Origin of the sequence: Breoghania corrubedonensis, from assembly GCF_003053845.1 — a bacterium.
GTDB classification, from domain to species: Bacteria; Pseudomonadota; Alphaproteobacteria; order Rhizobiales; family Stappiaceae; genus Breoghania; species Breoghania corrubedonensis.
Window position 1 is genome coordinate 255,211 of the sequence record NZ_QAYG01000002.1, and the last position, 24,317, is coordinate 279,527.

At 64.5% G+C, this 24,317-nt stretch carries 33 protein-coding genes; 3 read left to right on the plus strand and 30 right to left on the minus strand.

Annotation, left to right across the window (positions count from 1 at the left end; genetic code table 11):
* Nucleotides 1-29: 29 nt before the first annotated feature.
* From C8N35_RS09250 to C8N35_RS09270, 4 genes are all read right to left on the minus strand, one after another.
* On the minus strand, nucleotides 30-1,340 hold the full coding sequence (locus tag C8N35_RS09250) for a replication-associated recombination protein A (protein ID WP_107989393.1): 1,311 nt from the start codon (nucleotides 1,338-1,340) through the stop codon (nucleotides 30-32).
* Between the two features lie 308 nt (nucleotides 1,341-1,648).
* Complete coding sequence (locus tag C8N35_RS09255) at nucleotides 1,649-3,106, minus strand: DegQ family serine endoprotease (protein ID WP_107989394.1); 1,458 nt, start codon at nucleotides 3,104-3,106, stop codon at nucleotides 1,649-1,651.
* A gap of 460 nt (nucleotides 3,107-3,566) precedes the next feature.
* Nucleotides 3,567-4,517, minus strand: a complete 951-nt coding sequence (locus tag C8N35_RS09265; protein WP_107989396.1) for a DMT family transporter — start codon at nucleotides 4,515-4,517, stop codon at nucleotides 3,567-3,569.
* Complete coding sequence (locus tag C8N35_RS09270) at nucleotides 4,514-5,104, minus strand: TetR/AcrR family transcriptional regulator (RefSeq protein WP_107989397.1); 591 nt, start codon at nucleotides 5,102-5,104, stop codon at nucleotides 4,514-4,516. The genes C8N35_RS09265 and C8N35_RS09270 overlap by 4 nt, the downstream gene beginning before the upstream one ends.
* Before the next feature lie 240 nt (nucleotides 5,105-5,344).
* Between C8N35_RS09270 and C8N35_RS09275 the strand changes: the two genes are divergently transcribed.
* Complete coding sequence (locus C8N35_RS09275; RefSeq protein ID WP_107989398.1) at nucleotides 5,345-5,755, plus strand: GFA family protein; 411 nt, start codon at nucleotides 5,345-5,347, stop codon at nucleotides 5,753-5,755.
* Nucleotides 5,756-5,908: 153 nt separating this feature from the next.
* Nucleotides 5,909-6,787 carry a glutathione-dependent disulfide-bond oxidoreductase gene (gene yghU, locus C8N35_RS09280; protein WP_107989399.1) on the plus strand — a complete coding sequence of 293 codons (879 nt, stop codon included), beginning with the start codon at nucleotides 5,909-5,911 and terminating at the stop codon, nucleotides 6,785-6,787.
* A gap of 85 nt (nucleotides 6,788-6,872) precedes the next feature.
* On the opposite strand, the gene C8N35_RS09285 is transcribed toward yghU, so the two are convergent.
* Nucleotides 6,873-7,085, minus strand: a complete 213-nt coding sequence (locus tag C8N35_RS09285; protein WP_107989400.1) for a tautomerase family protein — start codon at nucleotides 7,083-7,085, stop codon at nucleotides 6,873-6,875.
* Nucleotides 7,086-7,132: 47 nt separating this feature from the next.
* A complete protein-coding gene (locus C8N35_RS09290; RefSeq protein ID WP_107989401.1) occupies nucleotides 7,133-7,894 on the minus strand; it encodes an SDR family oxidoreductase in 762 nt (253 codons plus the stop codon).
* A gap of 97 nt (nucleotides 7,895-7,991) precedes the next feature.
* Here C8N35_RS09290 and C8N35_RS09295 point away from each other — a divergent pair, with 97 nt between their 5' ends.
* Entirely contained in the window at nucleotides 7,992-8,885 is an 894-nt protein-coding gene (locus C8N35_RS09295) for a LysR family transcriptional regulator (protein ID WP_107989402.1), read from the plus strand.
* A gap of 84 nt (nucleotides 8,886-8,969) precedes the next feature.
* Here the strand turns inward: C8N35_RS09295 and C8N35_RS09300 are convergent, their stop codons facing one another.
* The 24 genes from C8N35_RS09300 to rplB form a co-directional block, all read right to left on the minus strand.
* Entirely contained in the window at nucleotides 8,970-11,108 is a 2,139-nt protein-coding gene (locus C8N35_RS09300; protein ID WP_107989651.1) for a methyl-accepting chemotaxis protein, read from the minus strand.
* A gap of 427 nt (nucleotides 11,109-11,535) precedes the next feature.
* Nucleotides 11,536-11,967 (minus strand): 50S ribosomal protein L17, encoded by a 432-nt coding sequence (rplQ, locus tag C8N35_RS09305; protein ID WP_107989403.1) that lies wholly within the window; start codon nucleotides 11,965-11,967, stop codon nucleotides 11,536-11,538.
* A 75-nt stretch (nucleotides 11,968-12,042) separates the two neighbouring features.
* Entirely contained in the window at nucleotides 12,043-13,065 is a 1,023-nt protein-coding gene (locus C8N35_RS09310) for a DNA-directed RNA polymerase subunit alpha (RefSeq protein ID WP_107989404.1), read from the minus strand.
* 121 nt (nucleotides 13,066-13,186) lie between these two features.
* A complete protein-coding gene (gene rpsK, locus C8N35_RS09315; RefSeq protein ID WP_107989405.1) occupies nucleotides 13,187-13,576 on the minus strand; it encodes a 30S ribosomal protein S11 in 390 nt (129 codons plus the stop codon).
* A gap of 155 nt (nucleotides 13,577-13,731) precedes the next feature.
* Nucleotides 13,732-14,100 carry a 30S ribosomal protein S13 gene (rpsM, locus tag C8N35_RS09320; protein ID WP_107989406.1) on the minus strand — a complete coding sequence of 123 codons (369 nt, stop codon included), beginning with the start codon at nucleotides 14,098-14,100 and terminating at the stop codon, nucleotides 13,732-13,734.
* A gap of 204 nt (nucleotides 14,101-14,304) precedes the next feature.
* Complete coding sequence (locus C8N35_RS09325; protein WP_107989407.1) at nucleotides 14,305-14,886, minus strand: adenylate kinase; 582 nt, start codon at nucleotides 14,884-14,886, stop codon at nucleotides 14,305-14,307.
* On the minus strand, nucleotides 14,883-16,214 hold the full coding sequence (gene secY / locus C8N35_RS09330; RefSeq protein ID WP_107989408.1) for a preprotein translocase subunit SecY: 1,332 nt from the start codon (nucleotides 16,212-16,214) through the stop codon (nucleotides 14,883-14,885). Before secY ends, C8N35_RS09325 begins: the two co-directional genes overlap by 4 nt.
* A 456-nt stretch (nucleotides 16,215-16,670) precedes the next feature.
* Nucleotides 16,671-17,162 carry a 50S ribosomal protein L15 gene (rplO, locus tag C8N35_RS09335; RefSeq protein WP_107989409.1) on the minus strand — a complete coding sequence of 164 codons (492 nt, stop codon included), beginning with the start codon at nucleotides 17,160-17,162 and terminating at the stop codon, nucleotides 16,671-16,673.
* A 23-nt stretch (nucleotides 17,163-17,185) separates the two neighbouring features.
* The gene (rpmD, locus tag C8N35_RS09340; protein WP_107989410.1) at nucleotides 17,186-17,380 is read right to left on the minus strand and encodes a 50S ribosomal protein L30; all 195 of its coding nucleotides are present in this window, start codon (nucleotides 17,378-17,380) and stop codon (nucleotides 17,186-17,188) included.
* A gap of 41 nt (nucleotides 17,381-17,421) precedes the next feature.
* Nucleotides 17,422-17,988: a 30S ribosomal protein S5 gene (gene rpsE, locus C8N35_RS09345; protein ID WP_107989411.1), complete on the minus strand. Its 567-nt coding sequence runs from the start codon at nucleotides 17,986-17,988 to the stop codon at nucleotides 17,422-17,424.
* A 38-nt stretch (nucleotides 17,989-18,026) separates the two neighbouring features.
* A complete protein-coding gene (gene rplR, locus C8N35_RS09350; RefSeq protein WP_107989412.1) occupies nucleotides 18,027-18,389 on the minus strand; it encodes a 50S ribosomal protein L18 in 363 nt (120 codons plus the stop codon).
* A gap of 12 nt (nucleotides 18,390-18,401) precedes the next feature.
* On the minus strand, nucleotides 18,402-18,935 hold the full coding sequence (rplF, locus tag C8N35_RS09355; RefSeq protein ID WP_107989413.1) for a 50S ribosomal protein L6: 534 nt from the start codon (nucleotides 18,933-18,935) through the stop codon (nucleotides 18,402-18,404).
* Nucleotides 18,936-18,989: 54 nt separating this feature from the next.
* Nucleotides 18,990-19,388 (minus strand): 30S ribosomal protein S8, encoded by a 399-nt coding sequence (gene rpsH / locus C8N35_RS09360; RefSeq protein ID WP_107989414.1) that lies wholly within the window; start codon nucleotides 19,386-19,388, stop codon nucleotides 18,990-18,992.
* Between the two features lie 10 nt (nucleotides 19,389-19,398).
* On the minus strand, nucleotides 19,399-19,704 hold the full coding sequence (rpsN, locus tag C8N35_RS09365) for a 30S ribosomal protein S14 (RefSeq protein WP_107989415.1): 306 nt from the start codon (nucleotides 19,702-19,704) through the stop codon (nucleotides 19,399-19,401).
* Between the two features lie 30 nt (nucleotides 19,705-19,734).
* Nucleotides 19,735-20,292, minus strand: coding sequence for a 50S ribosomal protein L5 (rplE, locus tag C8N35_RS09370; protein ID WP_107989416.1), 558 nt, complete (start codon nucleotides 20,290-20,292; stop codon nucleotides 19,735-19,737).
* Nucleotides 20,285-20,602 carry a 50S ribosomal protein L24 gene (gene rplX, locus C8N35_RS09375; RefSeq protein ID WP_107989417.1) on the minus strand — a complete coding sequence of 106 codons (318 nt, stop codon included), beginning with the start codon at nucleotides 20,600-20,602 and terminating at the stop codon, nucleotides 20,285-20,287. The genes rplE and rplX overlap by 8 nt, the downstream gene beginning before the upstream one ends.
* Entirely contained in the window at nucleotides 20,602-20,970 is a 369-nt protein-coding gene (gene rplN / locus C8N35_RS09380; RefSeq protein ID WP_107989418.1) for a 50S ribosomal protein L14, read from the minus strand. The genes rplX and rplN overlap by 1 nt, the downstream gene beginning before the upstream one ends.
* 64 nt (nucleotides 20,971-21,034) lie before the next feature.
* Nucleotides 21,035-21,286 (minus strand): 30S ribosomal protein S17, encoded by a 252-nt coding sequence (rpsQ, locus tag C8N35_RS09385; RefSeq protein WP_107989419.1) that lies wholly within the window; start codon nucleotides 21,284-21,286, stop codon nucleotides 21,035-21,037.
* 9 nt (nucleotides 21,287-21,295) lie between these two features.
* Nucleotides 21,296-21,496, minus strand: a complete 201-nt coding sequence (rpmC, locus tag C8N35_RS09390; protein WP_107989420.1) for a 50S ribosomal protein L29 — start codon at nucleotides 21,494-21,496, stop codon at nucleotides 21,296-21,298.
* Nucleotides 21,497-21,518: 22 nt separating this feature from the next.
* Nucleotides 21,519-21,932, minus strand: coding sequence for a 50S ribosomal protein L16 (gene rplP, locus C8N35_RS09395; RefSeq protein ID WP_107989421.1), 414 nt, complete (start codon nucleotides 21,930-21,932; stop codon nucleotides 21,519-21,521).
* A gap of 162 nt (nucleotides 21,933-22,094) precedes the next feature.
* The gene (rpsC, locus tag C8N35_RS09400) at nucleotides 22,095-22,805 is read right to left on the minus strand and encodes a 30S ribosomal protein S3 (protein WP_107989422.1); all 711 of its coding nucleotides are present in this window, start codon (nucleotides 22,803-22,805) and stop codon (nucleotides 22,095-22,097) included.
* Complete coding sequence (rplV, locus tag C8N35_RS09405) at nucleotides 22,805-23,185, minus strand: 50S ribosomal protein L22 (protein ID WP_107989423.1); 381 nt, start codon at nucleotides 23,183-23,185, stop codon at nucleotides 22,805-22,807. Before rplV ends, rpsC begins: the two co-directional genes overlap by 1 nt.
* Before the next feature lie 2 nt (nucleotides 23,186-23,187).
* Entirely contained in the window at nucleotides 23,188-23,466 is a 279-nt protein-coding gene (gene rpsS / locus C8N35_RS09410; protein WP_107989424.1) for a 30S ribosomal protein S19, read from the minus strand.
* A gap of 11 nt (nucleotides 23,467-23,477) precedes the next feature.
* Nucleotides 23,478-24,311, minus strand: a complete 834-nt coding sequence (gene rplB, locus C8N35_RS09415; RefSeq protein WP_107989425.1) for a 50S ribosomal protein L2 — start codon at nucleotides 24,309-24,311, stop codon at nucleotides 23,478-23,480.
* Nucleotides 24,312-24,317 lie beyond the last annotated feature (6 nt).

Here is a 24,317-nt window from a genome sequence, read left to right on the forward strand (position 1 = left end):
CCGCAAGGACCTCCCTCCCGCAAACCTCCTCAGCCCTCGCCGCGTTCGCGCCGGAGCTTGGCCCAGTAATCCAGCCGCTTGCGGATCTCGCGTTCGAAACCGCGTTCCACCGGCTCGTAGTAATGCTGGCGGCCGAGCTGTTCGGGGAAATAGTCCTGACCGGAAAAGGCGTCGGGCTCGTCGTGATCGTAGCGGTAGCCGTCGCCATAGCCCTCCGCCTTCATCAGCTTCGTCGGCGCGTTGAGGATATGGCGCGGCGGCGGCAGGGAGCCGGCCTGCTTGGCGGACCGCATCGCCGCCTTGAAGGCCGTGTAGACGGCGTTCGACTTTGGCGCCGACGCCAGATAGACGCAGGCTTCCGCGAGCCCCAGTTCGCCCTCCGGCGAGCCCAACAGCCGGTACTGCTCAACGGCCGCGTTGGCGATGACAAGGGCCTGCGGATCGGCGAGCCCGATGTCCTCTGAGGCCATGCGCACCAGCCGGCGGCCGAGAAACAGCGGATCCTCGCCGGCATCGAACATGCGGCAGAGATAGTAGAGCGCCGCATCGGGATCGGACCCGCGCACCGACTTGTGCAGCGCTGAGATGAGGTTGTAGTGCCCGTCCTGGCCCTTGTCGTAGATCGGCGCGCGGCGCTGGACGATCTCCTGCAACTGCGCGGCATCGAAGGTCTCGCCCTCGCCGGCCGCACGCCACACGTCCTCGGCCAGCGTCAGCGAGGCGCGGCCGTCGCCGTCGGCCATCCGGATAAGCGTTTCGCGCGCCTCTTCGTCAAGCGGCAGCGGCCGACCCTCCAGCACCTCGGCACGCGCCAGCAGACGCTCGATGCCCGCCTCATCGATGGACTTGAAACTCATCACATGGGCGCGCGACAAGAGCGCGGCGTTGAGCTCGAAGGACGGGTTCTCGGTGGTCGCGCCGACGAGCGTCACCGTGCCGTCCTCCATGACGGGCAGGAAACTGTCCTGCTGGGCGCGGTTGAAGCGGTGGATCTCGTCGACGAACAAAAGCGTGCCGCGGCCCGACATGCGCCGCATGCGGGCGGCCTCGAACACCTTCTTCAGATCCGCGACGCCTGAGAAGATCGCCGAGATCTGCTCGAAGGCGAGATCGGTCTCACGCGCCAGCAGCCTCGCGACGGTGGTCTTGCCGGTGCCCGGCGGGCCCCAGAAGATCAGCGAGCCGAGAGAGCCGGAGCGCAGCATCCGCGTCAGTGCGCCGTCGGGCCCGACGATATGGTCCTGGCCGACCACGTCTTCCAGCTTTTCCGGCCGCAACCGGTCTGCGAGCGGGCGCGGCGCATCGTTTACCGGGCCGGAGGCTGCGAAAAGATCGCTCATCAGGATATCGTTCCTTGTCCGTTGCCCAAGGATATAGGCGCCAAGGGGGCATGCGGACAATGGGGGATCGGGCAGGAGCACGCGACGACGGGGGTCACTCGGGGCGTTCACTGGGCGCGAACATTGCGGCGACACGTCTTGCGCGTTGGCGCGAATGGCGGGGCCGAGACCTCTCCCACCCCACCTGGCCACCCGCCCCTCAAGGGGGCAAGTGGGTGCTGGAGTTGACCGCCCCCCTGCACCCTCCCCATTGAAGGGAGGGGGCAGGGATGCGGGTCATCGCGGGAATGACAATCGCGCGTCTGCCCCTACCCGCGCACCGCGAACCTGAGCGTACGGCCGCTTCGCGAGACCTCCACGCGCCAGATATAGGGATCGGAACCGGCAATGGAGACCAGCCCCTTCGTCGTCTTCACGTCCTCCTGGTTGACCGTGAGGATGATGTCGCCCGTCTGCAGGCCGACCCTGTCCGCCGGAGAGCCGCGCGTGACGGACTTCACGACCACGCCGCTATCCTCGCCCTGCAGCGACAGTTCCTCCGCCACCGCCGGCGAGAGATTTTCCACCGTCGCGCCGGTGAACGGCGAGCGACCGCCGATCTCGCGGGTATCGCGCGGCACGGTTTCGGGTGCGGCTTCAAGCGCGATGGAAAGCTGATGCTCGCGCCCGTCCGAGAGCACGTCGAGATCGGCGGTGCCGCCGAGCTTCTTGGTGGCGAGGCGATAGCCGAAGGCGTTGGGGTCCCCCACCTGCGTACCGTCGACGGCCAGCACCAGATCGCCCACCTTCAGCCCCGCCTTTGCGGCGGGCGAACCCTTGGAGATGCGGGTGACCAGCACGCCGCGCGGCCGATCAAGCCCCATGCCTTCCGCGATGTCGGCGGTCACGCCCTGCATCGACGCGCCAATCCACGGCCGGCGCACCTTGCCGCCATGTTTGGCCGCATCCGCGATAAGCTTCACCATGTTGACGGGGATGGCGAACCCGATGCCGTTGGACCCGCCCGAGCGCGAATAGATCGCGGAATTGATGCCCACCAGATGACCCGACATGTCGACCAGCGCGCCGCCGGAATTGCCCGGGTTGATGGAGGCGTCGGTCTGGATGAAGAACTGGTAGTCGGACACGCCCACATGGGTGCGCGCAACGGCGGAGACGATGCCCTGCGTCACCGTCTGGCCGACGCCGAAGGGATTGCCGATGGCCAGCACGATATCGCCGACCTCGAGCTTATCGCTGTCGCCGAAGGCGAGGTGCGGGAAGTTGCCGGTCCCGTCCTTGATCTTGAGAACGGCGAGATCGGTGCGCTCGTCATCGAGCACGATGTCGCAATCGAACTCGCGCCGGTCGGACAGCGCCACGCGCACCTCGTCGGCATCCTTGATGACGTGGTGATTGGTGATGATGATGCCGTCGGCGGAGATGATCACGCCGGAACCGAGCGAACGCTCCACCCGCTGGCGCGGCGCGCCGAAGCCGCCCTGATCACCGAAGAAGCGGCGGAAGAACGGATCGTTGAAGAACGGCGAGACCTGGCGCTGGGACACGACGCGGCGCGCATAGACATTGACCACCGCCGGCGCGGCTTCCTTCACGATCGGCGCGAAGGAGAGCTTGATCTGCGTGGCGGACTGGGGAACCGCGGACTGGGGAACCGCGCTCTCGGCATGGGCGGGAAGCGAGAATGGCGCGAGAACGGCAAGGGAAAGGATGAGGGAAAAGGCGGCGCTCACGCGCCGAAGCGTTCGTGTCGTGGCTTTCGGCATTGTCGATGATCCCGATTGTCTCGTTCCGCGCCCACGAAACCGGGGCGCTGGTCTTCAGATTATGTCAGGCCAACGATATGCGATGAAAATGCGGCAGGGTATGGCTGAGGCGGAATGTGAAGGAAATTTAAGGTTCAAGGGAGATGAGGGAGGGTTCTTCAGCGGTGCCTCGCCCACTCTCTCCAGTGTCATCCCGGACGAGATGCGGTGCAAAGTACCGCTTCGCAGTTCCTGCGTCTTCCCTTGGCGCATGCTGCTCGATATCCCGGTTCTGCGCAGGAATCACAGGTGAGGATGGGCGGACGATTGCGCGCCATCGCCTTGTTTTCGAGTGAGGTCCAGCGCCCGCCCCGTCCCGACTTTAGAGGAAGTGGCCGTATCCGCCCCCGCTCCCATGGGAGCGGAGATAGAGAGCAGTCCCTCAGCCTGATCGTCGACCTTTCCGATCAGCCTGCCTTTCCTACACCGCCAGCCGTCGTCGCCTCGGCAAGGGGGCTGTTGTCCAGATCAGGCAGACCACGATCAGCGCGACGCCGAGCCAGCCGCGCGCGGGCAGACGCTCGCCGACGATGACGACCGCAAGCACGGCTGCGACGACCGGCTCGAACAGCGTAATGGTGGTCGCCAGACTGGCCGAGACCCGCGAAAGCCCCTGCCCGAAGGCGATGTAGCCGAAAAACATCGGCACCAGCGCCATATAGAGCCCGACTGCAAGATTGCCGGGAGCGTCGAGAAACGGCGCACCGGTGGCGATCAGCACCGGCATCAGCAGGATGCCGCCAACCCCGAACGTCGCCCCCATGGCGACGCGCGAGGAAAGGCCATCGTGCATCATCCGCCGCGCGGTCCAGGAGTAAAGCGCGTAGGTTCCGCCCGCCACAAGACCGAGAAGCCCGCCGAGCGCGACATCCCTCCCCGCGACACCATTGCCCGCCGCATGCCCACCCTCGCCCAGCGAGAGCAGCGCCATGCCCGCAAGGCCGATCGCGGCACCGACGCTCCAGCGCGGCGTCAGGCGGCTTCCCTCCAGCCGGTTCTCGATCAGCGCGGAGATGAGCGGCGCCGAGCCCAGCGAGATCACCGTGCCGATAGTCACCCCGGCAAGCCGCATGGAGGCATAGAAGGCGAGCGGATAGATCGCGACGGCGATGCCGCCGGCCAGCATGTTCGCCCGGTTGCGCCACAGCCCGGAGCGGTGCGCACGCATGCCGGACAGGGCGAGCAGGGCCTGCAACAGCCCGCCGATACCCATCGCCGCCGCGCCGATGGCAACCGCCGGAACGCCGGGCGCGAAGGTCGCGGCGGTTCCCGTCGTTCCCCAGGCGATCGCCGCGAAGAGGCAGAAGCCGACGCCGGCGGGATCGGGTTGCGCGCCACGCACCGCCGTTCTGTGCGACGTGGGAGCCGTCATAGCGCGGCCAGCATGTCGGCGGCGATCTTGCGGGCGTGGCGCACCCGCGCGCCATTGCCCTCAAGCCCGGCCCGCGCCATCGCCCCTTCCACCAGAAAGGCGAGATGCTCGCAAAGCGCGGCCACCCGTTCCGGCGCATCGGGCAACAGCACCGCGAGGTGGCGCGTCAGGATCGCATCCACCTCCTCCTTGTGGCGGCGCACCGCCGCGCGGCCCTGATCGTCAACTGTCAGTTCGGCCGCCGCATTCAACAGCCCGCAGCCGCGAAAACCCCGCTCATAGGCGAATTCGGCGTGATCCTCGTAGGCATCGAAAACGGCGAGGATCCCTTCTTTCGGGCTCCCGGTGGCTGCCTCGCGCGCGGCGTAGAAGTCCAGCCATTCGCCGTGCCGCACATCGATATAGGCGGCGACCAGCTCGGCCTTGGAGGCGAAATTGTTGTAGAGGCTCTGCTTGGCGACGCCCGCGCGATGCGTGATCGCATCGATCCCCGTGGCGGCGATACCGTCATTGTAGAAGAGCACGGCGGCCGCCTGCAGCAGCTTCTCGCGCGCGCTTCCCGCCCTGGTCTTTCCGCTTTCCCGCATGCGGCTCGTGTTCCTTATCGCCAATCCCGTGTCCGAAGACTGTCCCGCGCGCTTCGTTGCGGACGGTGCCGGGGATGAGAGCGCCGGTCGCCGTTTCGCGGCCTCGTCGTGAGTCCTAAATTAGATAGACCGGTCTACCCATTCTTTAGCGTGAACCGATGCGACTGGCAAGCGAGCGTAACGGCTGGCGCGTGGGCGCAATCGCGGTCAAGATCATCGCGACATGTCAGGGAGGAAACCATGCAGAGCAAGACATACGAAGGTGGCTGCCTGTGCGGCGCGGTCCGCTTCGAGATCACCGGCAGCTTCCAGCGATTTTTCCTGTGTCACTGCGAGCGCTGCCGAAAGGGCTCCGGCTCCGCGCACGCCGCCAACCTGTTTTCCACGATGGCGAAGATCGACTGGCTGTCGGGCGAGGACAAGGTCCGCACCTACAAGGTGCCGGACAGCCGCCACATGCGGGCCTTCTGCGCCGATTGCGGCTCTTCCCTCCCCCGCGTGCAGATGAACGGCGCTCTGCTTGTCGTGCCGGCGGGGAGCCTGGAAACCGCGATCGACATTCGCCCCGAGGCCCACATCTGCACGGCAAGCCGCGCCCAGTGGGACGACCATCTGGAAGACGTGCCGAAGATCAAGGGCATGCCCGGATAACCCACATTTTTTAGCGGATCTCCCGACCTCGTGAGCACGCAGGGCCTTGCCAAGCGACGCCACAGTTGCATTTCTACGCGGGACACGGGCGGCACGCCCGCCCGCCTGACACCCTCACCCTTCCCTTGCGAAGACGACCGGAGCACCGCTCACATGACCGACACCTCCTCCTACACGCCCCCCAAGGTCTGGACCTGGGAGAGCGAAAGCGGCGGCAAGTTCGCGTCCATCAACCGCCCCATCGCCGGCCCGACCCACGACAAGGAGTTGCCCGTCGGAGAGCACCCCTTGCAGCTCTATTCTCTGGCCACCCCCAACGGCCAGAAGGTCACCATCCTGCTGGAGGAGCTGCTGGCGGCCGGACACGCGGGCGCGGAATACGACGCCTGGCTGATCAGGATCGGCGATGGTGACCAGTTCGGCTCCGGCTTCGTCGACGCGAACCCCAACTCCAAGATCCCGGCACTGATGGACCACAGCGGCGACACCCCGGTCCGCGTGTTCGAATCGGGTGCGATCCTGCTCTATCTGGCGGAGAAGTTCGGCGCCTTCGTTCCCGTGAACGATGTGGCGAAGCGGGCGGAATGTCTTTCCTGGCTGTTCTGGCAGATGGGCAGCGCGCCCTATGTCGGCGGCGGTTTTGGGCATTTCTATGCCTATGCCCCGGAGAAGTACGAATACCCGATCAACCGCTTCACCATGGAAACCAAGCGTCAGCTCGACGTTCTCGACCGCCGGCTGGCGACAAGCCGGTACATCGCGGGCGATGACTACACCATCGCCGATATCGCGATCTTCCCGTGGTATGGCGGGCTGGTGAAGGGCTGGCTGTATGAGGCCGGCGAGTTCATCGACGCGGAGAGCTACAGACACGTGCTGCGCTGGGCCGATGAGATCCTGACACGCCCGGCGGTGACGCGCGGCCGCATGGTCAACCGCACCTATGGCGATCCGGCCGGCCAGTTGCACGAGCGCCACGCGGCCTCCGACTTCGAGACGAAGACCCAGGACAAGCTGGAAGCGGCGAAGTAGTCACGAAAGATGCGGCCGGCGAGCCTGTTGCGGCGCAAGGGAGGTTTGATCCCTTGCCCACCGCGCGCAGCTCGCCGGCCCGCGCTTATTCCCCTGCGCGGTAGGCATCGGGGATCGTGAAGACCTCGTCGGCGCGGGCATATCCGCCGTCCTTCACCTCCTCGATCAGCACCATCGTGTGCGCGCGGGCATCTTCGGAAAAATACTCCACCAGCATGTCGGTCGTGCGGTGGGCGATCTCCTCCTTCTGGGCGCGCGAGAGTGCGCCTTCAGGGGTCTTGATGTTGACGAAGGGCATCGGGGAAACCTCTTTCTGCAAACGAGAGAAACGAAGGGCGAGACCGGTCAGATCACGCCGCCATTGGCACGCAGGATCTGGCCGTTGATCCAGCCCGCATCGGGGCCGGCCAGAAAAGAGACGACGCGGGCGATATCCTCCACCTCGCCGAGACGGCCGAGCGGGATCGTCCCGGCGATACGCTCGACGAGTTCGTTCGGCTTGCCATGGAGGAAGAGCTCGGTGGCGACGGGCCCCGGCGCGACCGTGTTGACGGTGATGCCGCGCGCGCCGAGTTCCTTGGCAAGCACATGCGTCAGAGCCTCCACACCGGCCTTGGTCGCGGCATAGACGCCGTAGCCGGGCTGATAGAGACCAACAACGGACGAGGAGAAGCTGACGATGCGCCCACCGTCGCAAAGCCGGCGCGCGGCCTCGCGCATGCCGCGAAAGACGCCGCCGAGATTGGTCGCCACCTGGCGTTCGAAGTCCGCGTCATCAACTTCCGCGATTGGCGCGAGCGTCATGATGCCCGCATTGTTGACGAGAAGGTCGACCGTACCGAAGGCGCCCTCGCTCGCATCGAACAGCGCCGACATGGCGCCCGGGTCCGCCATGTCGGCCTGGACCGCGATGGCGCGCCCGCCGGCAGCCTCGATCCGGGCGACAACGTCCTCGGCCGCCTCGCGGGCATTCGCGTAATTGACGGTGACGGCGAAACCGTCGGCCGCGAGCCGGCGCGCAATGGCCGCGCCGATGCCGCGCGAGGAGCCGGTGACGATCGCGGAGCGCGCGGTGATTGAAGGGATAGTGCTACGGGTGTCGGGCATGGGAACTCCTTTTCGACACCACAGATAGGCCGCCGCGCACACAAAATAATCGGGCACCACTTGCCAACACTGTTCGGATCAGGCGAACAATAGCGCCATGGATCATCTCGACGCCCTGCGCCTGTTCGTACGCGTGGTGGAACGCGGCAGCTTCACCGCCGCGGCCGCCGACCTCGGCCTTTCCCGCTCCACCGCGACGGAAGCGGTGCGCCGGCTGGAGACGCGGCTGGGCGCCCGCCTTCTGGAGCGCACCACACGACATGTTTCCTCCACACCGGACGGGCATGCCTTTTACGCACGCTGCGTGGCCATCCTCGCCGACATGGAGGACGCGGAAGCCGTGCTGCGCGACGCCGACCCGCGCGGACGGCTGCGCATCGATGCCTCCCCGCTGCTGACCCGCACCTTCCTGCTGCCACGACTGCCCGCCTTCACGCTGCGTTATCCCAGGCTCGACATCCAGTTCGGCCAGAGCGACCGGTTGGTCGATCTGGTGCGCGAGGGCATCGATTGCGCGATCCGCGCTGGCGAGCCGGCCGACAGCGACCTGCTGATCCGCCCGCTGGGCCGGCTCGTCGAGATCACGGTCGCAAGTCCGGCCTATCTGGACCGTTTCGGCACGCCGGCACGGCTGGACGACCTCGACGGGCACCAGGTCGTGGGCTTCCTGTCCTCGCGCACCGGCGAAGTGATGCCGCTGGAATTCACGGACGGAGAACGCGTGATCGAGGTGCAGCTCAAGGCCCGCGTCAGCGCCAACAACTCCGACACGGCCGGCGAACTGGCGCTGCTGGGCTTCGGCCTCGCCCAGGCGCCGCGCTACCGCTTCGCCGACGATATCGCCGCCGGCCGGCTGGTGGAGGTATTACCCGCTCACCGCCCCCTGCCGATGCCGCTCTCCGCGCTCTACCCGCGCGGCCGACAGTTCGCGCCGCGGCTGCGTGTCTTTCTCGACTGGGTGAGCGCCACCTTCGCGGCCTCGGGGCTGTGAGCCCTGCCCCGGCCGCGTAATAGAAAAAGGGCGATGCCCTTCGGCACCGCCCCTTGTTTCGTTCGTTGAGTTCCGGGAACCTGTTCAGGCCGCGCGGATCTGATCCAGGAAGTCGCGAACCTGCTTGTCGAGCGAGCGCGCCTGCTCGGTGAGGTGGCCGGCGGCTCCCACCACCTGCTCGGCGGCCGAGCCGGTATGCTGGGCGGCCTGACGCACTTCCTCGATATCGTTCGACATCGACGTGGTGCCGTCGGCGGCGCGCTGGGTGTTGTCGACGATGCCCTGCGTCGCCGCGCTCTGCTCCTCCACGGCGGAGGCCACGGAACCAACCGATTCGGAGATCTCGCCGATCGTCGTGCGGATCTCGGAAATCGCCTCCACCGCGTCCTTGGTGGCGGAGCGGATCGCGTCGATCTGCTGGCCGATCTCGCCGGTGGCCTTGGCGGTCTGACCGGCCAGTTCCTTCACTTCCGATGCGACGACGGCAAATCCCTTGCCGGCCTCCCCCGCACGCGCCGCCTCGATGGTGGCATTCAGCGCCAGAAGATTGGTCTGGTCGGCGATATCGGAAATCAGACGGATGACCTCGCCGATGCGATCGGCGGCTTCCGCCAGCGAGCGCACGGTCTCGTCCGTCGTCGAGGCACGTTCGTTCGCCATGTGGGCGATGGAGGAGGAGCGTGAGATCAGCGACGAGATTTCCTGGATCGACTTGAACAGCTCGTCGGAAGCCCCCGCGATGGTCTGAACCTCCTCGCGCGCGGCATTGGACGCCCGCGACACGCTCTCCGAACGGTCGCCCGCCGTCCCCGCCACACTTGCCATGCTTTCAGCCGACTGGCGCAGCTCGTTGGAGGCGGAGAAGACCCGCTGGACGACTTCGCCCACCGAAGCCTCGAAGTCGGAGGCGAGCGCTTCGACGAACTCGCGCCGCTGCTGGGCCTGGACCTCCTGTTCGCGCGCATCCTCCGCCGCCTTGCGCTCCTGTTCGCGCACGGCGTTTTGCTGGATGCGCAGCACGGCCCGGCCGATCTGGCCGATCTCGTCGCCACGCTTGGCGGCCCTGATCTCGGTATCGAGTTCGCCATCGGCTATCTTGCGAAGCGCGGAGACGAGATTGCCGAGCGCCCTGGTGATCGACGTCGAGAACAACGTGCCGATGACGGTGACGATCGCGAGCACGATGAGCGTGCCGTAGATCATCGAGTCACGCATCTCGGCAACCGGCGCCAGCGTCTCTTCCTGGCTGCGTTCGGCGACAACCGCCCACTTCGCCCCCATGAAGGACAACGGAACCGCCGCCACGAACTCGCCACTGCCGTCGCCGTTCTCGACAAGTCCGAAATTTTCGGTGCCGCGGGCGGCATCCAGAACGACAGGGCTGTCCAACGTCTCCGCGAGAGCGGTCGGCTTGGCTGACAGCGGCTTGTTGGACCGCACCTCGCCATCGGAACCGACCAGGAAGGACTGCCCCGTCTCCCCCAGCGATTCGCGGCTGGCGAGCACGCTGTCGAGCAGGTTGACATCGACGCGCAGCACCATGACGCCCTTGAGCGCCGTTTCGTTGTAATCGGAAAGGTAGACCGGCTGGGCGATGAACATCGACGACGTTCCCCCCACAGGCGCGTACCGGGAGAAGTCGACCAGGGTCTGCTCACCCTGCTTCAGCCCCTTGGCCGCTTCAAAAGCCTGCTGCAGGCCGCTGCCCGCGATCGCCGGCGAGCCCACCGTCTCCAGGAAGTCGGCCGACTTGGTGACCGAATAGATCACCCGCCCATCCATGTTGAGCACGTAGATATCGCCGTAGCCCGCCTGCTTCCAGGTGGCCAGAAAGGTCCCGTGGACGCCGGTATGGCGCCAGGAATACATCGTCTTGTTCTTGTCGCCCGTCAGTTCCGCCCGCTTGGCCGGATCATCGGAGGAGCGATAGTAGGCGTCGAGCTCGGCCCGGTCCTGATCAAGCGTGGTCAGCGCCTCGTTCATCTCGTTGAGGACAATCGAGGCGTTGGCGCTGGAAACCAGGTTGTTGAGGTCGGAGCGCGCGCCGGCGAGCTTGATGGACAGCGCTTCGGAACGCGCATGCGCCAGGATGCGCAGTTCGCTTTCCGCCGCGTTGACGAGGCCTTCCCGGCCGTTCAGATATCCGAGCACACCGACCGTGGTGCAAGAGACCAGGGCCAGGCCGCTGACAATGAGCGGCAGGCGCGTTGCAAGCCGCGCCATGAACCCGAACCTCGATGCCCCGGACTTCCCTTCAGTTTCGACCTCACCGGCCATCTATCTTCCCCCAGAAACGCTAAGTGCCCAAAAGTGTGGGGCTGATCGTCACACCGACTTCCTAAAAATTACCTAAGTTAAAACGCGCAATCGAACGGATGTTTGGTTTATTTAAGAATTGGCGGCATGCTTCGCTCATATTCTTCTTTCACCTGTACGGACATCTCTAGGAGAGCGGGAGAACCGGCGCGCATCGTCGCCCCGGCGGAATCTCAATCCTTCGCCCCCGACGACGCCTTTCGGCGCGCAATCGAGTACGCCACGCGTGCGGCCGAACAACAAAAAAGGCGGCCCGGAGGCCGCCTTTTTCGCTATTTTCGCAATTCTCATCCGGCGCATGCACGCCGGAGACAGAACCGGTGAACCGGGCCAATCAGGCCGCGGCGCCCTCGGTCTCGACCTCTTCGGCCTCGGCGCGGGCGCGATCTTCCGCCCCCTTCGCCGCGGGATCGCGATCAACGAGCTCGATCACCGCCATCGGTGCGCCATCGCCATAGCGGAAACCCGCCTTGAGCACGCGGGTGTAGCCACCCTGGCGTTCCTTGTAGCGGTCGCCGAGCTTGTCGAACAGCTTGCCGACGGTCTCGACGTCGCGGATCTGCGAGATCGCCTGACGGCGAGCGTGCAGGTCGCCGCGCTTGCCGAGCGTCACGAGCTTGTCCACGATGGGCTTCAGCTCCTTGGCCTTGGGCAGGGTGGTGACGATCTGCTCGTGCTTGATCAACGAGGCCGCCATGTTGGCGAACATCGCCTTGCGGTGGCTCGCGGTGCGGTTGAGCTTGCGGCCGGCTTTACCGTGGCGCATGGCCCTCTCCTTCTTGACTTCCTTGGCGGCCACAAACCGCCGCGCGATAAACGATCTGGAAGCGCTTAACGTCCATCAATAGTGATGTTCTTCATAGCGCTTGGCGAGTTCTTCGATGTTCTCCGGCGGCCAGTTCGGCACTTCCATACCGAGGTGCAGGCCCATCTGCGCCAGAACTTCCTTGATCTCGTTCAGAGACTTGCGGCCGAAGTTCGGCGTGCGAAGCATCTCCGCTTCGGTCTTCTGGATGAGATCGCCGATGTAGACGATGTTGTCGTTCTTCAGGCAGTTGGCCGAACGCACCGAAAGCTCCAGCTCGTCGACCTTCTTCAGCAGTGCCGGGTTGAACGCCAGCTCCGGAACGGCTTCCTCGGTGACCACCTTCTCCGGCTCTTCGAACGTCACGAAGATGGAGAGCTGGTCCTGAAGAATGCGCGCGGCGAACGCGACCGCGTCCTCCGGCTTGATGGAGCCGTCGGTCTCAACCGTCAGGGTCACCTTGTCGTAATCGAGAACCTGGCCCTCACGGGTGTTCTCGACCTTGTAGGAGACCTTGCGCACCGGGGAATAGAGGCTGTCGACGGCGATAAGGCCGATCGGCGCGTCCTCGGGGCGGTTGCGGTCGGCAGCAACATAGCCCTTGCCGGTGTCGACGGTGAACTCCATGCGGATCTCGGTGCCCTCGTCCAGCGTGCAAAGCACGTGTTCGGGGTTGAGAACCTCGATGTCGCCCACGGTCTGGATGTCGCCGGCCGTCACGGTGCCCGGACCCTGCTTGCGCAGAACCATGCGCTTGGGGCCCTCGCCCTGCATGCGCAGGGCGACTTCCTTGATGTTGAGGATGATGTCGGTCACATCCTCGCGCACGCCCGGAATGGACGAGAACTCGTGCAGAACGCCGTCGATCTGCACGGCCGTCACGGCCGCGCCCTGCAGGGAGGACAGCAGCACCCGGCGCAATGCGTTGCCAAGCGTCAGACCGAAGCCACGCTCCAGCGGCTCGGCCACGACCGTCGCCACGCGGCGCGGATCATCACCGGGCCGGATGTCGAGCTTGGTCGGCTTGATCAGCTCTTGCCAGTTTTTCTGAATTGTCACGTCAAAAACCCTTTCGGCTTTCCCGCCGGCTCACGAAGTCCGGCAATACCTTGCCTAAAGAGAGGAAACTCACAGGCGGGGAAGCGGTGCTCCCCGCGCCCGGCGGACGAAGGAGGCGCTGCTAGACGCGGCGACGCTTCGGCGGGCGGCAGCCATTGTGCGGGATCGGCGTCACATCGCGGATCGAGGTGATCGTGAACCCGGCGGCCTGCAGCGCGCGCAGTGCGGACTCGCGTCCCGAACCCGGGCCGCGAACCTCGACCTCAAGCGTGCGCATGCCGTGCTCGGCTGCCTTCTTGGCCGCGTCTTCCGCTGCCATCTGCGCCGCATACGGCGTGGACTTGCGCGAGCCCTTGAAACCCATCGTGCCGGCGGACGACCAGGAAATGGTGTTGCCCTGCGCGTCGGTGATGGTGATCAGCGTGTTGTTGAACGTGGAGTTCACGTGTGCAACGCCGGAGGTGATGTTCTTGCGCTCGCGGCGGCGTACGCGTGTCGTTTCCTTCGCCATTCCTGTACCTTTCAATCGATCTCTACGCCGCCGTATTCCCGGCGGCTCCACCGGATGCCGCAAAAGCCGCGCTCCTTTGGAACACGGCCTTTCCGGCATGTATGCTAGATCTCACCTGTACCCCTGGAACGAGGCGGCAGGCCGATCCTTCCGGCTTACTTCTTCTTGCCGGCGATCGCCTTGGCCGGACCCTTGCGGGTGCGGGCATTGGTGTGGGTGCGCTGACCGCGCACCGGCAGACCGCGGCGGTGACGCAGGCCGCGGTAGCAGCCAAGGTCCATCAGCCGCTTGATGTTCATCGCGACTTCGCGACGAAGATCGCCTTCCACCACATAGTCGTGGTCGATGGCTTCACGGATCTGGATAACCTCGGCATCGGACAGCTCGTTCACGCGACGCTCGGGCGAGATGTTCACCTTCTTGATGATCTCTTTCGCCTTCCCGGCGCCGATGCCGTGAATGTACTGCAGCGCGATCAGGACGCGCTTGTTCGTCGGGATGTTGACGCCAGCAATACGGGCCACGCTTATTTCTCCTTTTCGGCCCGCGCATCTGCGGGGCCCATCGTCTGTCGGTCTGTTGTCGCTAATCGATCGCGGGTCGCGGACACGACAAGTTCCGACCGATTCTCGTTGAACCGGCGCCGACCGCATGATTTTCGCGATTTGCGCCGGGTATTACTGGATTTGGCAGCGAGACGCAACCGTCACGTTGCCGTCATCACCCGTTCAGGCGGTCGCACTCTCGTGAAGGAGAGCATCGATCTCCGCCGCAACCTTGTCGATCGACTGCATTCCGTCGACCGACTTGAGCATGCCACGCTCGGAATAGAACGACACGAGCGGCGCGGTCTGGGCGTGATAGACCTCCAGCCGCTTGCGTAACGTCTCGATATTGTCGTCGGCGCGCGCCCCGCCCGTCTCGCGGGCACGGGTTTCGATTCGCTCCGCCAGGATCTCGTCGTCGACGCGAAGCTCGATCACGGCGTCGAGCGCCGTGCCGTGCCTGGCCATCAGCTCTTCCAGGGCTTCGGCCTGCGCGATCGTGCGCGGGAACCCGTCCAGGATGTAGCCGTTGACGCAGTCCGCCTCGCCGGTGCGATCCTCGATGATCCCGACCATGATGTCGTCGGAAACGAGTTCGCCGCGATCCATAACTTCCTTCGCCTTGAGACCGACCGGCGTCGCGGCCTTGACGGCTGCGCGCAGCATGTCGCCGGTGGAAAGCTGGACGATGCCATGCTTCTTGACCAGACGTTCGGCCTGCGTGCCCTTACCGGCACCCGGAGGCCCCAAGAGGATGAGTTTCATCGGCGTTTACCCCTAAGTTTCGACTTCTTGACCAAGCCCTCGTACTGGTGCGCCAGCAGATGACCCTGTATCTGCGAAACCGTGTCCATCGTGACACTGACAACGATCAGCAGAGACGTACCACCGAAATAGAACGGAACGCCGGTCGCGGAAATTAGAAATTCGGGCAAGAGGCAGACGAGAACCAGATAGATCGCCCCGAGCACGGTGATGCGGGTCAGGACGTAGTCGATGTACTGCGCGGTGCGTTCGCCCGGCCGGATGCCGGGAATGAAGCCGCCGTGCTTCTTCAGGTTGTCCGCCGTATCTGTCGGATTGAACACGATCGCGGTGTAGAAGAAGGCGAAGAAGATGATCATCGCCGCGTAGAGCAGCATGTAGAGCGGCTGGCCGTGGCCGAGCAGCGCCGTCACCGTCGTCAGCCACTCCGATCCGGAGTTCGACGCGAAATTCGCGACCGTAGCCGGCACAAGCAGCAGCGAGGAGGCGAAGATCGGCGGGATGACGCCCGCCGTGTTGAGCTTCAGCGGCAGGAACGAGGTGTTGCCCTCGAACATGCGGTTGCCCTGCTGGCGCTTGGGATACTGGATCAGCAGCCGGCGCTGGGCACGCTCCATGTAGACGATGACCGCGATGACGACGACCGCAACCACGATGATGCCGAGGATGACGACCGTCGAGATCGCGCCCTGACGGCCGAGTTCCAGCGTTCCGCCGATCGCCCTGGGCAGGCCCGCAACGATGCCGGAGAAAATGATCAGCGAGATGCCGTTGCCGATGCCGCGCGAGGTGATCTGCTCGCCCAGCCACATCAGGAACATTGTGCCGCCGGTCAGCGTGATCACCGTGGAAATCCGGAAGAACATGCCCGGATCGAGCACCAGGTTCGACTGTCCCTCAAGCCCCACAGAGATGCCGTAGGCCTGAAGCGCCGCCAGAACCACGGTGATGTACCGCGTCCACTGGTTGATGACCTTGCGCCCTGACTCGCCTTCCTTCTTCAGCTGCTCCAGCGACGGCACGACCGTCGTCATGAGCTGGATGATGATGGAGGCGGAGATGTAGGGCATGATGCCCAGCGCGAAGATCGCCATGCGTCCGACGGCACCGCCGGAGAACATGTTGAACAGGCCGATGATGCCGCTCTGCTGCTGGGAGAAGACCTGGGCCAGCGCTTCCGGGTTGATCCCGGGCATCGGGATATAGGTGCCCAGCCGATACACGAGCAGCGCACCCACCGTGAACCAGATGCGCTTCTTGAGTTCGGTCGCCTTCGAGAAGGCCGAAAAATTGAGATTAGACGCGAGTTGTTCAGCCGCAGACGCCATGCCGCACTCCGGTCAAGCCCTTGATGCCGGACCGGCCACCGCCTTGAGCCTTTCCGATCAGACCGACCCGGCCCGATCGACAGGAACCGGCTTCGGGTCTCTCCCGAAGCATAATCCCGCAACCTGGTCGTTTCGATCCGCTCGGAACATGCCCGGGAGCCGCGAAGCGCGGCGCGGCGAACCATCCGATCGTTATCCAGACGCATATTCGGGCCGGCTCGAATCGATCAGGCCCCGACCGAATATGCCCCAGCAAAAAATCTGGAGCGACTACCTATCGATCATACCGCCGCGGTCGGATCGACAGGCTGCTCTTCAAGATCCCCGGCCGGCAGCGCGAACGCGCCGTGCCCTTCGGGATCGATATGGGGCGAAATGAAGCCATTCCGCCACAAACGCACAGGCCCGGCCAGTGGCCGGACCCCGTTTCTCGTGCCGTCATGCCACAGGCATGACCTATTCGGCCTTGGCCTCGCCGGCCGGCGTCTTCGGCGCGATGACATTGACCTTGCCACCGGCCTTCTCCACCGCCTCGATCGCCGAGCGCGACGCGCCCGCGATCTCGAAGGTGACCGCAGCCTTCAGCTCGCCATCGCTCAGCAGCCGGACGCCGTCCTTGACCCGGCGAAGAATGCCCGCGGCCTTCAGCGTCTCGACCGTCACCGTCTGCTTGGCATCGAGCAGGCCCGCGTCGATCGCGGTCTGAACGCGGCCGAGGCTCACGATGTTGAGGTCCTTGGCGAAAATGTTCGTGAAGCCACGCTTCGGCAGGCGACGATGCAACGGCATCTGACCGCCTTCGAAGCCCTTGATGGCGACGCCGGAACGGGACTTCTGGCCCTTCACGCCGCGACCGCCGGTCTTGCCCTTGCCAGAGCCGATACCGCGGCCGACGCGGGTCTTTGCCGGGGTTGCGCCCGGGTTGTCGCGCAGATCGTTGAGTTTCATCTTATCTTTCTCCCCGCCCCCGTTTACGCGTCTTCGACGACGCGTACAAGGTGCTGGACCTTCCGGATCATGCCGCGCACTGCGGGTGTATCCTCAAGGGTACTCCGACGGTGCATCTTGTTGAGGCCGAGACCGACCAGCGCTGCACGCTGATCACCGGGGCGCCGAATGGGGCTGCCGGTCTGCTCGACCGTGACGGTCTTTTCGCTCTTCGCCATGGGAATAACCCTTGTTCAACTGGGGGCGCCGGTAGCCGGCGTCAACCCTCGGCGCCGGCCGCGCCGGCATCATCGAGATCACGACGGCGCGCCTGCAGCGTCGACACCTTCATCCCGCGGCGCGCGGCCACGGAGCGGGGGCTGTCTTCGCGCTTCAGCGCATCGAAAGTGGCACGAACCATGTTGTAGGGGTTCGAGGAGCCCAGCGACTTGGCGACCACGTCCTGCACGCCGAGCGTTTCGAAGACGGCACGCATCGGGCCGCCTGCGATGATGCCCGTGCCCGGAGGGGCCGCGCGGAGGATGACCTTGCCTGCGCCGTGACGGCCAGCCACATCATGATGCAGCGTGCGCCCTTCGCGCAGCGGCACCCGGACGAGGCCGCGCTTGGCGAGTTCGGTCGCCTTGCGGATCGCTTCCGGCACTTCACGCGCCTTGCCGTGACCGAAGCCCACCCGGCCCTTCTGATCGCCGACGACGACGAGTGCGGCGAAGCCGAAGCGGCGGCCACCCTTGACCACTTTCGCCACGCGGTTGATGTGGACCAGCTTGTCGACGAATTCGCTGTCGCGGTCGTCGCGATCCCGATCGCGGTTGTCTCTAGCCATAATTCAGTTCCGTGTCTGCGCGCCTGATCAAGCGCCGCTCAGAATTCAAGACCGCCTTCACGAGCGGCATCGGCGAGCGCCTTAACACGCCCGTGATAGATGTAGCCGCCACGGTCGAACACGACCTTCTTGACGCCTGCCTTGGTCGCCCGCTCGGCAATCAGCTTGCCGACCGCGCTGGCGGCCGAGGTATCCGCACCGGTCTTCAGACCCTCGCGCAGATCCTTGTCCAGGGACGAAGCGGCGGCCACTGTGTGGCCCTTCGCATCGTCGATGATCTGGGCGTAGATATTCTTCGACGAACGGAAAACGGACAGGCGCAGACGCCCGTTCGCCACCGTCTTGATCGAACGGCGGACGCGATCGCGGCGACGCTCGAAAGTATTCTTGGTCTTCGCCATGGCAGCGCCCCGTTACTTCTTCTTGCCTTCTTTGCGAACGATGAATTCGCCCGCATAGCGCACACCCTTGCCCTTGTAGGGCTCCGGCGGCCGGTATTCGCGAATCTCGGCCGCTACCTGGCCGACCTTCTGCTTGTCGATGCCCGTCACGACGATTTCCGTCGGCTTGGGACAGACCACGTTGATCCCTTCGGGAACTTCGTAGACCACATCGTGCGAGAAGCCCAGCGCAAGCTGCAGGTTCTTGCCCTGCAGCTGGGCGCGATAGCCGACGCCGGAAATTTCCAGCTTCTTCTCAAACCCCGAGGCAACACCTGTCACGAGGTTCTGAACCATCGTGCGGGACATGCCCCACATCGCCCGCGCTTCGTTACTATCGTCGCGCGGGTCGACCTTGATACCGTCGTCCGTCATCTCGGCGACGACGAACTCATTGAGGACAAAATCGAGTTGACCCTTCGGGCCTTTAACTTCGACCTTCTGTCCGTCAATCGTCGCGGTCACACCGTTCGGTACGGGGACAGCCTTTTTGCCAATACGAGACATGAAACCAACCTGTCCGGTTCGAATTCGCTTAACCTCAGCGGGGCTCGGCGCGTCTTAGAAGACGCGGCAGAGCACCTCGCCGCCAACATTCTCGTCCCGTGCCTGATGATCGCTCATCACACCCTTGGGCGTGGAGAGGATCGACACGCCGAGGCCATTATTGACCCGCGGGATGTTCTTGACAGACGAATAGACGCGACGGCCCGGCTTCGAGATACGCGAGATTTCGCGGATCACCGGTTCGCCGTCATAGTACTTGAGTTCGATCTCGAACTCCGCCTTGCCGCCGTCGAATTCCACCTTGCTGTAGCCGCGGATATAACCTTCCGACTCCAGCACATCAAGCACGCCACCGCGCAGCCGCGAGGCCGGAGTGCTGACCTTGGTCTTGCGCCGCATCTGCGCATTGCGGATGCGGGTCAACATATCCCCCAAGGGATCCGTGATCGCCATTGGGCTCTCCTTACCAGCTCGACTTGACCAGGCCCGGGATCTTTCCCTGGGACCCAAGTTCGCGCAGCGCAATACGCGACATCTTCAGTTTGCGGTAGACACCGCGCGGACGCCCGGTGACCTCGCAGCGGTTGCGAAGCCGCGTCTTGGAGGAGTTGCGCGGCAGCTCCGCCAGCTTCAGCCGGGCAGCGAACCGCTCCTCAAGCGACAGCGACTCATCGCGGGCAATCGCCTTCAGCCGGGCACGCTTGCCGGCAAACTTCTTAACCAGCGCCGCACGCCGGTTGTTCTTCTCGATCGCGCTCTTCTTGGCCATCGTGTCCTATGTCCTCGTCCGATCGCTCAACTACTGGCGGAACGGGAAGTTGAAGCCGCGCAGCAGTTCGCGCGCTTCGTCATCCGTCTTCGCCGTGGTGCACACGATCACATCCATGCCCCAGATCTGATCAACTTCGTCGTAGTTGATTTCGGGGAAAATGATGTGCTCCTTGATGCCCATCGCGTAGTTGCCGCGCCCATCGAAGCTCTTCGGGCTGAGGCCGCGGAAGTCACGAACGCGCGGCAGCGCGACTGTGACCAGGCGATCCAGGAATTCGTACATCTGCGCGCGTCGCAGGGTAACCTTGGCACCCAGCGGCATGCCTTCACGCACCTTGAAGGTCGCGATCGACTTGCGCGCCATGGTGACCACCGGCTTCTGACCGGCGATCTTCGCCAGGTCGTTGGCCGCGATCTGCGCCTTCTTGCTGTCCGCAACCGCTTCGCCAATGCCCATGTTCAGGACGATCTTGTCGAGCGAGGGAACCTGCATCGGGTTCGCGTAGGCGAACTTTTCCTGCAGCTTTGCACGAACGACTTCGTCGTAGTGCGTCTTGAGCCGCGGTTCGTACTTGGTGTCAGCCATCGATCAGGTCTCCCGAACGCTTGGCAATCCGGACCTTGCGGCCGTCATCCGTGGTCTTGAACCCGACCCTGGTGGGCTTGCCGTCCTTGGGGTCGGCGAGCGCCACGTTGGAAACGTGGATCGGAAGTTCCTTGGCGATGATGCCGCCTTCATCCTGCGCGGTCTGGCGCTGGTGACGGCGGGCGACGTTCACGCCGCGCACGAGGACACGACCTTCCGTCGGGTTGACCGAGATGACCTCGCCGGTCTTGCCCTTGTCACGGCCGGTGCGGACGATGACCGTGTCGCCCTTCTTGATCTTCGCGGCCATTAGAGCACCTCCGGTGCAAGCGAAATAATCTTCATGTGATTCTTCGCACGCAGCTCACGGGGCACCGGGCCGAAGATACGTGTCCCGACCGGCTCCTTGTTGTTGTTGATCAACACTGCTGCGTTGCGGTCGAAGCGAATGACGGACCCGTCGGCGCGGCGGATATCCCGCGCCGTGCGCACGACGACTGCCTTCATGACGTCGCCTTTTTTCACCTTCCCCCGGGGGATGGCTTCCTTGACGGAGACGACAATGATGTCGCCGACGCCGGCATACTTGCGCTTCGAGCCGCCAAGCACCTTGATGCACATAACGCGACGCGCGCCGGAATTATCCGCCACGTCCAGGTTAGTTTGCATCTGAATCATGACTGGCCGCCTTGTTCTTCTGTCGGCCCCTTAAACAAGGGGTCCGGATGCATGAGTAGTCGTATCAGTTGGCGGAAGCTTCTGCCGTCCCCTGGACGACTTCCCACCGCTTGTTCTTCGAAATCGGAGCGCATTCCTGAATCAGGATGGTGTCACCGACCTTGCAGGCATTCGCCGCATCGTGCGCCTGGTACTTCTTCGAGCGGCGAACGACCTTCTTCAGCAACGGATGGGTAAAGCGGCGCTCCACCTTGACCACGACCGTCTTGTCGTTCTTGTCGCTGACGACGATGCCCTGAAGGACTCGCTTTGGCATCTTCGCCTCCTACTTTTTCTCGGCCGCGCGCTGCGCGCTGGCCGTTGTCTGGATACGCGCGATATCGCGGCGGATCTGCCGCACGCGCGCCGTGTTCTCTAGCTGGCCGGTCGCCTTCTGGAAGCGCAGGTTGAACTGCTCTTTCTTCAGCTTCTCCAGCTCTTCGCGAAGCTGGTCGGCGCTCAGCTGCCGCACGTCACTCGCCTTCATGGCATTCACTCCTGTGTTCCGCTCACTCGGCGATGCGCTGGACGAACCGGCACTTGATCGGCAGCTTCGCCGCACCGAGACGCAGCGCTTCACGCGCAATCGGCTCCGCGACACCGTCAATCTCGAACATCACGCGGCCCGGCTTGACGCGGGCGGCCCAATATTCCGGAGCGCCCTTACCCTTACCCATGCGCACTTCGGTCGGCTTCGACGACACCGGCACGTCCGGGAAGATGCGGATCCACACACGCCCGGCACGCTTCATGTGACGGGTGATCGCACGACGGGCCGCCTCGATCTGGCGCGCGGTGATGCGCTCCGGCTCGACGGCCTTCAGGCCGTAGGCGCCGAAATTCAGATCGGTTCCGCCCTTGGCTGTGCCGTGGATGCGGCCCTTGTGCTGCTTGCGGAACTTTGTTCGCTTTGGCTGCAGCATTGTTGCTCTCTCGCTTTCCTGGAGCATCTCCCCGACGGATCGAAACGATCCGCGCGATATGAAGATGCTTAAGCTATCGTCTCAAGAGCGATTTCTGGTCGCCCAGGCCAACAAGCCTGGGCGGAAAGCGCTCGGGATCCCTACCGAAACGATCGTCGCCGATTACGCGGCGCGCTCGCGACGGCCACCACCGCCACCGGATTCATTGCCTTCCGCGCTGCGACGCTCGGAAGCCATCGGGTCGTGCTCGAGGATCTCACCCTTGAAGATCCAGACCTTGACGCCGCAGGCACCATACGCGGTGTGCGCGGTCGCCGTGCCGTAGTCGATGTCGGCGCGCAGCGTATGCAGCGGCACCCGGCCTTCGCGGTACCATTCGGTACGTGCGATTTCCGCGCCGCCCAGCCGACCACCGCAGTTGATGCGGATGCCGTCCGCGCCGAGGCGCATCGCCGACTGAACCGACCGCTTCATCGCACGGCGGAACGCCACACGGCGCTCCAGCTGCTGGGCGATGGAGGCGGCGACGAGCGTCGCGTCGATCTCGGGCTTGCGCACTTCAACGATGTTGATGTGCACTTCCGACGAGGTCATCTGCGACAGCTTGCGGCGCAGCTTTTCGATGTCCGCGCCCTTCTTGCCGATGACAACGCCCGGACGAGCCGAGTGCACCGTCACGCGGCACTTCTTGTGCGGACGCTCGATGACGACCTTGGAGACCGCCGCCTGCTTCAGCGTGTCGAGCAGGTAATCGCGGATCCGGAAATCCTCGTGCAGCATGGAGCCGTATTCGCTCTTGTCTGCGTACCAGCGCGAGTCCCACGTCCGGTTGATGCCGAGGCGAAGACCGATCGGATTGACTTTATGGCCCATCAGGCGGCCTCCTCAACTTCACTGACGACGATGGTCAGATTGGCGAACGGCTTCTGGATCCGTCCCACCCGGCCACGCGCCCTGGGCTGGAAGCGCTTCATGACAAGCGCCTTGCCGACGAACGCCTCGGAGACAACCAGAAGGTCGACATCGAGGTCGTGATTGTTCTCGGCGTTGGCCACGGCCGACTCCAGCGTCTTTTTCACATCGCGGGCGATGCGCTTGCGGGAGAAGGTCAACTCGGCCAGAGCCGTGGAAACCTTCTTGCCGCGGATGCCGGCCGCCACGAGGTTCAGCTTCTGCGGCGAAACCCGCAGCATGCGCGCGACAGCCTTCGCCTGAGTGTCGGCGAGACTACGCTCGCGCTTCGGCTTGCCCATCGTTACTTCCTCTTCGCCTTCTTGTCCGCCGCATGCCCATAATAGGTGCGCGTCGGCGAGAACTCGCCCAGCTTGTGACCGACCATGTCCTCGGACACGAGAACCGGCACATGCTTCTGGCCGTTGTAGACCCCGAAGGTCAGACCAACGAACTGGGGCAGGATCGTAGAGCGCCGGCTCCAGGTCTTGATGACCTCATTACGGCCGGAAGAACGAACCTTCTCGGCCTTATTGAGGAGGTAGCCGTCAATGAACGGACCCTTCCAAACAGAACGTGCCACGGTCGTTCCCCTTACTTCTTCCGCTGGTGGCGGCTGCGGACGATGAACTTGTCGGTCGACTTGTTGGAGCGGGTCTTCTTGCCCTTGGTGGGCTTGCCCCACGGCGTCACCGGATGGCGACCGCCGGAGGTACGACCTTCACCACCGCCGTGCGGATGGTCGACCGGGTTCATCACCACGCCACGCACGTGCGGGCGCTTGCCGAGCCAGCGGGAACGTCCCGCCTTGCCCAGGTTGGTGTTCATGTGATCCTGGTTGGACACTGCGCCGACCGAAGCCATGCAGGTGCCCAGAACGCGGCGCTGTTCGCCGGAGTTCAGGCGGATCACGGTGTAGCCCTGGTCGCGGCCGACGATCTGCGCGTAGCCACCGGCTGAACGCGCGACCTGACCGCCCTTGCCGGGCTTCAGCTCGATATTGTGCACGATCGTGCCGACCGGAATGGACTGCAGCGGCATCGCGTTGCCCGGCTTCACGTCCACCTTCTGGCCGGCGACGACCTTGTCGCCAGCACCCAGACGCTGCGGAGCCAGGATATAGGCCAGTTCGCCGTCATCGTAGCGGATCAGCGCGATATAGGCTGTCCGGTTGGGATCGTACTCGATCCGCTCAACCGTCGCTTCAATGTCGAACTTGCGACGCTTGAAGTCGATGACGCGATACGTCCGCTTGTGTCCGCCGCCCCGGTTGGGAGCGGTGTTGCGGCCGCGGTTGTTACGGCCGCCCGACTTGGAGAGGCCTTCGGTCAGAGTCTTGACCGGCTTGCCCTTCCACAGGTCCGAGCGGTCGACAATGACCAACTGCCGGGTACCCGGCGACGTCGGCTTGAAGGTCTTGAGTGCCATCTTTCC